Genomic DNA, 12951 nt, shown 5'->3' on the forward strand with positions numbered 1-12951 from the left:
GCCTTTGTGGCTAATTAAGGCCGCAAAGTTGGTTTCAGCAGGAAAGTGCCTGCCGAACCGGTGAAGATCTTGTTGTTCTTTTTTATTGAATTATACATCACGCAAGGGGCAAGTTTGCTGGAGCAAACTGCAAAGTTGTTATGTGCTATGCTTCGAGCCTTTGTGCCTTTGTGGCTAATTAAGGCCGCAAAGTTGGTTTCAGCAGGAAAGTGCCTGCCAGATCGGTGAAGATATCGGACAGCGGTTTTTCTTTGCGACTTGGCGTCTTTGCCTGATATTTAGAAAGAGAAAAATAAGAGAGTGGCTAATCAGCCCTACTGAACGGAAACAGGTTTTATGATGTTGACTCTGCCTCCTCGGCTTACGTGACATGTGTCACAAAATTCCTTTAGAAGAACTAGTACTTTTGTAGAAAATTAAAACAAGCAACCATGGCAACTGTCAAATTGACTACACAACAATTCAAAGACGATGTTTTCGACTATACCACCGAAAAAGAGTGGAAATTCAAGGGTGAAAAGCCCGCTATTATCGACTTCTACGCCGATTGGTGCGGGCCCTGCAAAATGGTAGCACCGGTGCTTGAAGAACTTTCTAATGAGCACCCTGAAGTGACCATTTACAAAGTTGATACGGAGGTAGAGCAGGAACTGGCGGCTGTTTTCCAAATACGAAGCATTCCCAGCATGCTCTTTATACCCATGACAAAACAGCCTATGATGCAGGCTGGTGCTTTACCCAAGCATACATTGAAAGAGGTCATCGAAAAAGAGTTGGTGGCTTCGGTGTAGGCTCCTTTCGAATGGCCCTTTATAAAGAAAAACTGCACAGGATCGCTGTGCAGTTTTTTGTCCAAATGTTCTTGGCTGAACAACTATTGCTTTACCTCATTTTTAGCTCCATGTCCTGTCGTGGGAACGCTTTGCATCCCATTCCCTGGTGGGAGCAAAGTAAGAGGTGTCACGGGCATCAAGGTGCTGTTTTACCACGTCATCCACCAGTTCAATCCCCAGTCCGGGTGCGCTGAGCGGCACAGGGGCAAAGCCTTTGTCAATCAGCTTTCGTCCGTCCGTCGTTTTTACCATACTTTCCCACCATGGCAGATCGACAGAATGGTGCTCCAATGCCAGGAAGTTTTCGGTGGCGGCAGCGCAATGTACATTTGCCATAAAAGAAACTGGTGTACCGGCCTGATGCATGGCCATGGCGATGCCTTTTTCTTCAGCATAATCACCAATACGTTTCGTCTCCAGCAGGCCGCCTGAAGAGGCTAGGTCGGGGTGGATGATGTCCACGGCATGGACGTCGATAAGTGGCTTGCAATTTTCCAGCAGATAGATGTCTTCACCTGTAGTAGTTGGTGTTTCCAATGCATCGGTAATTGTTTTGTGCTGCTCAGTATATTGCCAGGGCACCATGTCTTCAAGCCAGGCCAGGCGGTATTTTTCCAGCGATTTGCCCAGCCGAATCATATTGTTGAGGTCGAAATGGCCATAGTGATCGGTAGACATGGGAATTTCGTCTCCCACCACGGCACGAACATCTGCCACCCGTTGGGCCAGAATTTCAAATCCCTTTTCCGTCACCTGGATGCCGGTAAATGGGTGTCTGGCATTTGCGTACGACATAAAATCGCCTGAAAATTGAGAACCGTTCGACCTCCAAAAAGCCTGGTTGACCAGCGTACCCGGAATATCTCTTAGCACGTTAATTGAAACGTCCATTTTTAGCCAGGTATACCCCTGGTCGACTGTCCGGAACTTTACTTTTTCCTTAAAAACTTCCAAATCCGGCGACTCTGGCGTGTCGGCATAGATACGAACAGTATCCCGGTACCTGCCGCCAAGCAGCTGCCAGGCCGGAACATTGTAGGCTTTGCCGCATAGGTCCCAAAGTGCCATTTCTACTGCACACACACCGCCTGCCTGACGTCCCTGTCCTCCAAACTGCTTGATGATCTTAAATACCCGTTCTACGTTGCACGGGTTTTCTCCCAGTATCCTGCTCTTGAGCATCAAAGCATAGCGGGGGTCTGCCGCATCTCGCACCTCGCCAAGGCCGTAAATACCCTGATTGGTGTCGATGCGGATGATGGCCGTGCCACCCATAACACCTGTTAGGCAATAGCGCATGTCGGTAATTTTGAGGTCGGAGGGAGCAGACGCTTTCTGGACTTTGGAGGTGGTTTGTGCCATGCTGTCCTCAAAGGACAAACTCATCAAACCGGCGAGCGACAAACCTCCCAGAGCAGTTTTCTTTAAAAAGCTGCGCCGGTTGTCGGGAGTTTCTGCGTTATCAATTTCAGCCTGGCGTACAAGTGCAGCTTCTCTCTCCCGCTGCTTATTCTTTTGGATGATTTCCTGTAGTACGTTTTTCATGGGGTTTGTTTTTTATTTGGATGCTCTTTTGGAGCAATTCATTGAGCATTAGATACATAACAGTAGCCGGTAGTGTTCTTTGGGAACTTACTCAACTGCATCCGTTCTTGCTGGTTCCAGCAACTATTTTAAAAGATGTGAGAGGTGCTGCTATTTGATTTTTCACCCCAGCTTTGGCATTGATAAACAAGCCAAAATAGCTGGGCTGTAAGAGTTGTTTCCAAACAACCTCTTACAGCCTCGCTATTATTATTTATCCCACCATACTTTGGTCTCAAGATCATCTGCACCCTGAGCAGCAATGGCTGCATTTACTTGCTCGGTGTTCACCGAGATCTCAGAGTTGGGGTAGGTGAGCCGGTTGATAAATACCACTTCCCTGCCGGGAAAAGGATTAGGTGACAAAGTCGGGAAACCGCTCCGCCTGAAATTGGCAAATGCCTCAGGTCCGTTCAAGAAGGAAGCAATCCAATATTGTGTATTGATTTGCTCCAGTTCTGTACCAGCACCCAACGGATTTGCCGCCACGTAATTGTCTCTGTCGGTAGCGGCCACTGCCGAAGCGGCATCAAAAGTGGCCAGTTGATCCATATGCGCTTTTATGCCTGCTTCATAGTACTGAGCGGCCGTGCCCGACGTAATCCAACCCCTGACCCTGGCTTCTGCGAGCAGCAGATTAGTCTGTGCTGCCGTTACCAGGAATGCCGGAGAACCTAATTTGGCCATTCTGCGACGATCCACCTGGCTGTAATCATAGAAGCTGGCCAGTCCGTCAGCCTCGGCTGCGCCGGTCACTGTTCCATTGTCATGGCCGAGTGGCATACCGATTTGATCCGCTGCCGCTTTTGAGCCTACTTCTACCACCTGCGTGGGCCCGGAAGTGGCGCCTACATAACGAATGGCTATGGCCGACAGGCGAGGGTCGTTTGTAGATTGCAAGGCATCCACAAACGGTTTTGCCAGATAGAAGTTAGCAGCCTCAGTAGAGTTCAGCGTATTCCCCATCGGGTTGGCATAGTTGGCGTCATGCCTGATAAAGGCATTATCGTCATTAGTAAGAATCACCCCGCCGTTGAATGCTGCTGCTACGGTTGACTGGGCTGTGGCTGGCGATACCTCGCTTAGTCTCATGCCAGCTCTAAGCATCAATGAATAACCAAATTTTCTCCATTTTTCTACATCGCCACCAAAAAGTACATCGGCCCGCTCCACTCTTCCGCTCGCATTAAGTGCAGCAGATGCCTCTTGTAGCTCCTGAATCAGCTTCGGATAAATGGACTCCTGCGTATCATAGGAAGGAAAGAAAATCTGTGTGTTGTAGCCATCTCCGCCTTCAGAATAGGGGATGTTGCCGTACGTGTCGGTCAGCACCATAAAGGCGTTGGCCTGCAGGATTCTGGCCATGCTCACAAGGTTGGCTCTGGCAGGGTCTCCGCTGGCTTGGGCAATCACGTCCTTTGTGTTCCGAATCACGTTTCTGTAGTAGTTTTGCCAGTTGCCCTGAGTAGACGCACGGTTGTCCTGATTGTAATTGGCTCCTGTAAGCACACCAGAGTTGGGGCTAATTATTTGTTGTACAATTCCAATCTCATACACAAGTTGTGCTGTTTGAAAAGAGGAGTTGAGCACGGCCCTGTTCAGTATAAAAGCAGGATCGATGGCTGTGGCGGCTGTTTTGCTCACGTTCATTTCGTCAAAATCCTTGTCACACGAGGTGATGAAGACAAACGAAAAAACCATTAGAAAGAGTTTATTTATGTTTTTCATGATAGGGCTGATTAAAATTTAACATTCAGGTTGAAACCCATGCTTCGGGTAGTAAGAAGACCTGGCGATTCCATGCCAACCAAATTGTCAGAACTATACCCAAAGCTTTCGGGGTCAATGTTGTCTACCCATTTTTTCAGCAGAAACACGTTGTTGGCTACCAGATTGAGTCGCAAACCTTTGATAAATGAACTGGGCTCGAAGAATCTTGTGAAATCATATCCGGCAGTTATTTGGCGCACTTTCCAGTAGCCGCCATTGTACACCACAGGCTCAATAAGTGCCTGCGAACGCACTATTTCCCAATAGGACTGAACTGGCGCCACAACAGTATTCACGTTGCCATCGATGTCAACGCCATCGCCCACAACACCGTTTTCTCTACCTTCAAGCGTAGCTTTGTGAAGCCCGTGACGGTAGGCATTGAAGTTGGTGCCCGATAGCATCTTGTTTCCCAACTTGAAATCGATGAGGAAAGAAACGCTAACTCCCTTGTAATTAAAGGCATTGTTGAAGCCGCCAACCCATTTTGGAAGTGCGCTGCCAAAATTGACTAACTCCAGGGTTCTCAGGGGCAGGCCATTCGTTCCAAATATCTGGCGACCGCTGTCATCCCTTCTGTAGCCAAACCCGGCAATCTGCCCCATTTCTTCACCCACTATTTGTCTCAATTCGCCATTGAATACGTGGGTACCCACGGTAATTCGTTCGCCCGGCGTGTCAGTGAGCAGGCTGAGTACCTTTGTAATATTATAGGCCCCATTAAAAGTGAAGTCCCAGGAGAAATCACTTGTCCGGATTGGACTGAAATTGAGCAACATTTCTATACCCTTGTTTTGGCTCTGGCCGCTGTTGATGCGGGAATCGACAAAACCTGATGCATCAGATATTTGAGCAGAAACGATCTGGTCGGTAGTGACTTTTTTGTAAACCGCAAGATCCAGCCCGACCCGATTGTTGAACATCTTTAGCTCAATGCCCAGTTCGGTTTCGGCTATTTCCATAGGCCTTAAATTGGGGTTGGGCACTGTGTTGCCGTTTGAACCACCAACTGGCTGACCAGCACCTGCCGGGTTCAACGCCAAATTGGAGTTAACTCCGTAGAACAACACGTTGGAGTAGGGGGGTACGTCGGTGTCGCTACCCACTCTCGCATAAGCGGCCCTGAACTTACCAAAGTTCAGCCAGCTGGGTGCGTCGAACGATTCAGAAAACACATAGCTAGCAGATACTGATGGATAAACGATGCTTCTGTTTGCTTCTGACAATGTAGAAAACCAGTCGTTCCGTAGCGTTGCATTCAGGTAAACAAATCGTTTGTAGTTCACCTCGGCAGACCCGTAGAGAGAGTTCACACCTCTCTCAGACAAGTCGTAGAGTGGATCCTTGGCCCGGCCGTTTTGAACAGTGTAAAGCCCTCTTACAACAAAATCGGTAACTTGTACGCTGTTAAGATCTGAACGTCTGTACATCTTGTTACCACCAGCGGTGATATTAACCCCGATGTCGCCAAATTCTTTGGTTCCGGAAATCAGGAAGTCAGAATTGATCTCTCTGAACCGGCGTGAATCCTGTGTGTACAAGCCATTAACAAACCCAGCCGGTGCCGCCGCCCGTGAAGCCTGGCCAGTGGGGAAGTTGTTGTATTCCTGATCACGGGACCAGTAGTCCTGGCCCACACGTCCCTGCACAAAGAGCCAATTCGTGATGTCGTATTTAACGGAAATATTACCGAATACCCTGTCACGGCGGATATTCTGAAACTGGTCTGATAATACGAAATATGGGTTTGTTCTATTCCTAAAGCGTGAGTACACGTATTCGTTGCCGTCGGCATCGTACCTGTTTGCTTTCAGCACGTCAAGAGGCATCGAATTAGCCATTGCCATCAATGAGGTGGGGATGGTGTTGTCTTGCTGCCCGACGTTTGGAGGGTTTTTGTTGTACTCGTTGGAGTAGTTGATGTTTCCCTTAAAGCTCAGCTTGTCTGACAGGTCGTAGCCGAAGCCCAGATTAATTGTTTTTCTTTCGTACGAGTTGTTAGGTACTATTCCCTGACTGTTCATGTTGGCAAACGACAGGTTGAGGCCACCTTTATCAGAGTTCGCAGCCAAAGATACCGTGTTGGTTAGGTTTTGACCATTTCGGTAAAAGTCTTTCAACATTCCTCTTTGCGGCTCATAAGGCACCGTTAGTCCGTCAAACAATACCTGGGTCATACCTGGCTGGAATTTCTCACCAAAAGACCACTGACCCGATGTGGGGTTGGCTGTTGTTGGGCGGACACCGTTTTCACCCTGACCATATTCGTATTGGTAGTCGGTGAAGTCGAGGGGCGTATCGTTGGTGTAGTTCATGTTGTAGGTAACGCCAAGGCCTTTGGCGGCTCCCCTAGATTTGGTGGTGATCATGATAACACCATCCTTTGCACGAGACCCGTAAAGAGCCGACGCTGCCGCTCCTTTCAAAACAGTCATGCTTTCAATGTCATCAGGATTGATGCTGGAAAGTCCGTCACCGCCGTCGGAGGTGTTTCCTCCGCCTCTGACGCCAATGGAGCTGTCGGATCCGGAATTACCCGGGTTGCTGCCAAAATTAGTGTTGTCAATTGGCACGCCATTGACGACGATAAGAGGGTTGTTTTGGCCGGAAATAGAGGACTGGCCACGGATGCGGATTTTTGACGTACCCGCAGGGCCTGTTCCAAGACCGGAAATGCTCACTCCAGCAACCTTCCCAGTCAATGCGTTCATCATGTTGGGTGTTCTGTTGATTGAAAGTTCATCAGAGTTAATTGTGGAGGTGGCGTAGCCGAGGCTTTTGGCTGACCTTTCCAAACCAAGGGCTGTAACTACCACTGTCTCCAGTGACTTGACGTCCAGTTGAAGGGAAATGTCAATTACACTTCTTGCCCCCACAGTCACTTCTTGTGTGGCATAGCCAATGGCAGAAAAAACCAAAACCGTGTTCTCATCAGGCACCGAAAGTGAATACTTCCCAGTGGCGTCAGTAGATGTGCCGCTCGACGATCCCTTCAGGATGACGTTCACACCCGGAAACCCGTTTCCGTTTTCATCTTTTACGGTACCACTAACTGTGAAATCAGGCTGGCTTTCCCGTTTTTGTTTGCGGCCTGATTTGGAGTAGGTCTTAAAATTGAGGTTGGCAGCAGGGGAGGTGACGCCAACTGACAGGTCAGGGGCTTTTGATGCTGACGCAGATTCCGATACTCCTGCATTCTGGAGGCTTTTTAATGATATCACGTAGAATCCAGAACCCGCCTTTTCATAGTAGAGCTCTGTTTCACTCAAGAGCTCACCAAGTGCTTCCTCCACGTTTCGTTTGTCAGACGACGGTGCCTGCACTTTCTTGCCTTTCACCCATTCATCCCGATAGGCAATTGACACATTGAACTTTTTTTCAAGCTGCTCCAAACCCTTTTCAAGTAAAATAGACTCAGCCTTGGTTTCCGCAATCGATTGCGGGTTAAAGGCAGAAGCAAGAGCTTGCTGGTACTGTGACGCAGCCTGATGCGCCATCACACAGGTAATAAAAACAATCAGATAAAGCTTTCTCATAGTAGTTTAATGTAGGTGTTATCATTTTTTAAGTCGGTATTATCAATTCTTTAAAAGGTAGTAGTCTTTTCTCTTTTCTACTTTCAGCTGAAAAACCTTGGCGACTTGAAGCACAAAGCTTTCTGAATCTCCCACAGGCATTGACCCTGACACCGTTTGCTCAAGCATCGACTCCGTCTCGACACGGACGGTCACTCCGAAGTTGTTGCTCGCCATTTCTATCATTTCAGCCAACGAAGTTTTATCAAGGATCACCCTTTTATCCGTCCAGGCTGCATAAACCTGTGTGTTTACCTGTCGTTTGCTGAATTGCTTGTTCTTGTACTCAACCAATTCACCTGGTTGCATCAAGATTTTTTCTTCCTTGTTTTCCCCGGGAAAACTGAGTGCAATTTGACCGGTATTAAGTACCACCTTGGTGTCGGCCTTGCGGTGGTAAACATTAAAGCTGGTGCCAAGTACTTCCACTGCTACCCCGTCTGCCACTTTAACCCTGAATGGCTGGTGGCTGCGGGTGTGCACCACTTCGAAAAACGCCTCTCCGTCCAGCCAAACTTCCCTCAGCTCTTTTTCCTCCCAGTCGTTTCTGAACTCAATGCTCGAATTAGCATTCAGAACGACTGAAGAGCTGTCTGGGAGTAGTATTTGCTTGGTTTCACCGTAAGCAGTCTCGTAGCGAAAGGTGGCGTTCCAATTGACGATAAAAACTGCGGACAGCCCGATGGCTACCAGGGCCACCACAGCCGCAGCAGACCACAACCATCGTGGAGGGTGTGGTTTGGCCTGGATGACTCCCACAGCATGATGAGGATCGTTTTTTATGTTGATCCAAAGACCTGATACTTCTGAATCAGAAAGCGCATACGCCGGAAAGTCGAGCTTTTTCAGCAGTGCAATAGCTTCTTCAACGTCAGTAGCTTTGTCGGGATGCTTAGCGATCCATTCCCGCCAAAAGGCATTGCTTTCGTCGTTGGGTTTCCAAACCCAGGTTCGAAAAGAATCGTCCATTGCAAAGTCGTTCGCCGAAAAGTGGTAATAGTCTTTCACTAGAAACTTATTTAATACTTAGAAGAGAAGAGCATCGTCAATTTCTCATCATTTTTTATAAAATAATTTTTATCAGGCCCGAAAAGCCCCAAAGGAAGTCAGAAGGAGGGATTATCCTTCAGCTTTTTCTTCAACACTGTTAGTGCTTTTGATATCAGGTTGTAGACGGAATCCACATGCACCTCCATAATAGAGGAGACTTCATGATAGCTTAACTCATTGAAAAACTTGAGAAAAATGGCTTCCCGTTGCCGTTTCGTCAGGGCATCAAAGCTGAGCTTCAGCAGCTCAAGCTGTTGCTTTTTCGTTTCCCCGGCAATCATCGATTCCTCCGTGGATGGAATGAATTCAAACATGCTGTCGGGGTTGCCTTGAAACGGGAGAGTAAATTTCCGGTTGGCCATGATCCGACTGATGAGCAGCCGGCGGAAGGATTTGAACAGGTAGTAATTTACTGAACCAGCTACTCCCAAGGTTTCTCTTTTGCTCCACAGCCTGGCAAAAAGCTCCTGGAGGCAGTCTTTCACTAACTCTCTGTCACGACAGTTGTGCATCCCATAGTTGAACAGCCTGTTGACATGGCGTTTGTACAACACAGAGAACGCCAGTTCGTTGCCGGACTTGAATTGCCCCCAAAGCACTTCATCATCAAGCGACCCTGCTTCTGTTGTCGATATGATCCGTTCGCTATTCAATACAAACTTGTTTCACCAATAGACTTGTTACCCTGCATACCATTTTTTCCACTCGAACTTGGTTGAATAGTTCAGGTAACGTCATGCTTTAAGAACCCGAGTAGTCGATGAAATACAGGGTATTAGCTTAGATGACGACACCTTATTTATCGGCATTGTAAGGCTGAATATACTAAATAGCAGCGATAATATATTGCCAGGAAGGCATGGAAGAGTGTATAAATAGACTTTAAGTGTCGATTTGACACGAAATTTTATTTAAACGACCATTAAAAGGTTATTTCTCCCGGGCGATTATAGCTCGAAAGCAGTCACATCAATAAGCCTCCGCTAACGGAATAGTCGAGTGCGTTGCTTCGAATTCTTTCTAACTTTCAAAAAACTAACCGAATCTATGAGGCGAATACTTTACTGCATTGTTATAGCCCTTGCTGTTGTTGCCTGCAAAGAGCAGGAGCAAAGTGCTCCGGAAAGAAAATATGTAGATGTTTCGGGGCTCGATCCTTCGGTCAAACCTGGCGACAACTTCTTTATGTACGTGAACGGGATTTGGTACGACACAGCGAGAATTGCCGACGACCAATCAGGTGTGGGCTCTTATAGCTTCCTGAATATTCCTCAGAAAAAACTGCTTCAGAGTATTTTGGAAGAGGTATCGGCAGGCGAGAATCCTTCCGGAAGCATTGAACAAAAGGTAGGCGATTTTTTTGCCTCAGGAATGGATACAACAGCCATCAATAGGCGAGGCTTCGGGCCCATTAAGCCAATACTGGAAAAAATAGAAAAGATTAACGACCTCAAAACACTGATGGCCTTTGTGGCAGATGAGTCAAAGCTCGGCGACAATTCCATCGTTAGCGCTGGTATTTCGCCTGATGATAAGAACAGCACAGTTAACATTGCCCATTTCGGGCAAGCGGGTTTGGGCTTACCCGACCGTGACTATTATTTTAAAACTGATTCATCTACCATCGGCATTCAAAGTGCTTACAGAGGATATCTAGCTACTTTGTTTGAGTTAACCGGTGACAGCACGGAAAAAGCAGCTGCCAAAGCAGATCTTGTGTATGGTATCGAAAAGCAGCTGGCGGAGTCGCATAAAACGAGGATACAGCGCAGAGACGTACAGAACAATTACCATAAGATGGCTGTAGCTGACCTCCAAAAGGCACAACCCAATATAGGGTGGACTGCCTTGCTGGACAATCTTGGGCTTGATACTGACAGTGTTGACGTCCGTCAGCCGGCTTACTTCGAAAAACTGAACACTTTGCTGGGGTCATTGCCACTTGAGGGCTGGAAAACCTACCTGAAAGCAAGCTCCATTGCTGCTTATGACCAAATCTTGAGCCAACCTTTTGAAAAGGCCTCGTTTGAATACAATAAAGCCTTGTCGGGCCAGTCGACCGAAAAGCCACGTGCTCAGGTAATGGCCGAAGCAGTCGACAGGCAAATGGGTTTTGCCCTTGGGCAGCTTTATGTGAAGCGGTACTTCGGCGAAGATGCCAAAAAGAGAATTTCGGAACTGGTGGACAACCTCCAAAAAGCTTTCGAAGCCCGTATTGAGAAGCTCGACTGGATGAGCGACAGCACCAAAGTAAAGGCCAAAGAAAAGCTTTGGGCCATCACCAAAAAGGTGGGCTACCCGGATGTATGGAGAGAGTATGATGTTACCATCGACCGTGGCAAGTATTTTGAAAATGTGATTGCCTTGAGGGAAGATAATTACAAATACCAGGCTGGCAAGCTGAATAAGTCGCCCTACAAGCACGAATGGGGCCCCTCTCCGTCGACGGTAACGGCCTACTACCGGCCCTCCTTCAACGAAATTGTATTTCCTGCCGGCATCCTGCAATATCCCTACTTTGATGTGAACGCTGACGATGCTATCAACTACGGAGGTATCGGAATGGTGATCGGCCATGAGTTGACCCATGCTTTTGACGACCAGGGTGCGCAATATGACAAAGATGGTAATATCAAGAACTGGTGGACTGAAGAAGATTTTGAAAAATTCAAGGACAAGACGCAACAGGTGATTGACCGCTACAGCACATTTACTGTGCTCGACAGCGTGCATGTAAAAGGAGCGATGACAGTAGGAGAAAACACAGCGGACAATGGCGGCATTGCTATTGCGTACGATGCCTTCAAACTCACAGAGCAGGGACAAGACACCACAAAAATTGACGGCTTCACCCCGGATCAACGTTTCTTTTTGTCCATCGCCCGGATCTGGCGAGTGAAAACACGTGATGAGTTTTTACGCACGTACGTAAACACCAACCCTCACTCACCAGCCATGTGGCGAGTGAATGGGCCGCTGATGAACTTCACGCCGTTTTATGAAGCCTTCAACGTGCAGCCAGGCGATAAAAATTACAAGCCGATAGAGGAGAGGATCAGGATTTGGTAGGCCAGAACGACTTATAGCTTTCCCATAAATGAGTAGCTGGCTGGAAGTCTTGATACAGAGCTTCCAGCCAGTTTGCTATTTTGCCGACTGAACGCCAATAGCGCACAGTGGATCGTTCGTCGTAATAGCTAATGAGGTCACCAGGTACAAGACGATGCCATCACTTTCCGCATGGTAATCGCTCAACTTAGTGCCGAAGAAGTCCCTAATTTCGCCCAACTTCTGGCCCTTTGCTACCTTGTCTTCGAGCTTTACCTCAGGGTACCAACACCCCTCATGCCGGGCTGTTGCAACCAGCATTTTCTCAAGATACTCTACTTGGTAGGTTTGAACCTGCCCGGGGATCGTAGCCAATGAACGAAGCACGTTTTTGACAGCAACTTTGTATTGTTCTACTTCGCTTTGGTTCCAGCGCCCGCACTGCCCAAGCTCCGCAAGAAAGCCTGGTGTTCCACAGGAAGCAGCACCACCAATAGAACCGTTTTCGGATACTGAGCCCACCACATAAGGAAACCCAAGAAGGGCAGAGGCCTGACGAGACTGTTCAGACACTTCTTTGCTCCCCACATTGGAATAGATAACGAAAGGCACCAGCGATTCATGAATGTCGCCGCCATGCAGGTCGATGAAGAAGGCTGCTTCTTTTTGAAGCTGGTTGATGACGTAGGCAATCCGCTCACTGACAGTGCCTGTGGCTTTGCCTGGGAATACCCTATTGAGGTTTTTTCCATCATAGGGCCCGTAATACTGCATTCTGGCCAGAAAAGCGGCTGTATTGACGGGATGAATGATAAGCACTGTACCAGCAACGGCATTGGGGTCTAGCTCTTTCGCCAATTGTATGGCTGTTTCTATGCAAGGATACTCACCACCATGAACACCGCCAGTTACAAGGATGTCTTTTCCATCCTTTATCCCGCAGATCAATGTAAAAGGCATTTCAATAGGCGTTCCTGGTACTGGTATGTGGCCCGTTGTCTTTGTGCCAGCTGTTAGGGCCATATCGCCCGACACAAGCTGTCTGATAAGTTCTTTCATGTATGGATTTTATGCGGTTAAACTACAAAAGA

The 12951-nt window shown here is 47.9% G+C and carries 8 protein-coding genes; 2 read left to right on the forward strand and 6 right to left on the reverse strand.

Features of this window, described 5'->3' with window-relative positions:
- The first annotated feature begins 431 nt into the window (after positions 1 to 431).
- Positions 432 to 791 (forward strand): thioredoxin, encoded by a 360-nt coding sequence (gene trxA / locus AAC052_RS26725; protein WP_339816197.1) that lies wholly within the window; start codon positions 432 to 434, stop codon positions 789 to 791.
- Between the two features lie 102 nt (positions 792 to 893).
- Here trxA and AAC052_RS26730 read toward each other — a convergent pair whose 3' ends face one another.
- The 5 genes from AAC052_RS26730 to AAC052_RS26750 form a co-directional block, all read right to left on the reverse strand.
- Complete coding sequence (locus AAC052_RS26730) at positions 894 to 2378, reverse strand: mandelate racemase/muconate lactonizing enzyme family protein (protein ID WP_339816198.1); 1485 nt, start codon at positions 2376 to 2378, stop codon at positions 894 to 896.
- 249 nt (positions 2379 to 2627) lie between these two features.
- The gene (locus AAC052_RS26735; protein ID WP_339816199.1) at positions 2628 to 4145 is read right to left on the reverse strand and encodes a SusD/RagB family nutrient-binding outer membrane lipoprotein; all 1518 of its coding nucleotides are present in this window, start codon (positions 4143 to 4145) and stop codon (positions 2628 to 2630) included.
- 11 nt (positions 4146 to 4156) lie between these two features.
- Entirely contained in the window at positions 4157 to 7723 is a 3567-nt protein-coding gene (locus AAC052_RS26740; protein WP_339816200.1) for a SusC/RagA family TonB-linked outer membrane protein, read from the reverse strand.
- A 42-nt stretch (positions 7724 to 7765) separates the two neighbouring features.
- The gene (locus AAC052_RS26745) at positions 7766 to 8770 is read right to left on the reverse strand and encodes a FecR domain-containing protein (protein WP_339816201.1); all 1005 of its coding nucleotides are present in this window, start codon (positions 8768 to 8770) and stop codon (positions 7766 to 7768) included.
- A gap of 98 nt (positions 8771 to 8868) precedes the next feature.
- Positions 8869 to 9465, reverse strand: coding sequence for a sigma-70 family RNA polymerase sigma factor (locus AAC052_RS26750; protein WP_339816202.1), 597 nt, complete (start codon positions 9463 to 9465; stop codon positions 8869 to 8871).
- Between the two features lie 394 nt (positions 9466 to 9859).
- Between AAC052_RS26750 and AAC052_RS26755 the strand changes: the two genes are divergently transcribed.
- On the forward strand, positions 9860 to 11881 hold the full coding sequence (locus AAC052_RS26755; RefSeq protein WP_339816203.1) for a M13 family metallopeptidase: 2022 nt from the start codon (positions 9860 to 9862) through the stop codon (positions 11879 to 11881).
- 75 nt (positions 11882 to 11956) lie between these two features.
- Here the strand turns inward: AAC052_RS26755 and AAC052_RS26760 are convergent, their stop codons facing one another.
- Positions 11957 to 12919, reverse strand: coding sequence for a M14 family metallopeptidase (locus tag AAC052_RS26760; RefSeq protein ID WP_317491800.1), 963 nt, complete (start codon positions 12917 to 12919; stop codon positions 11957 to 11959).
- Between the last annotated feature and the right edge of the window lie 32 nt (positions 12920 to 12951).

Origin of the sequence: uncultured Imperialibacter sp. (genome assembly GCF_963974565.1) — a bacterium.
GTDB lineage: Bacteria > Bacteroidota > Bacteroidia > Cytophagales > Cyclobacteriaceae > Imperialibacter > Imperialibacter roseus.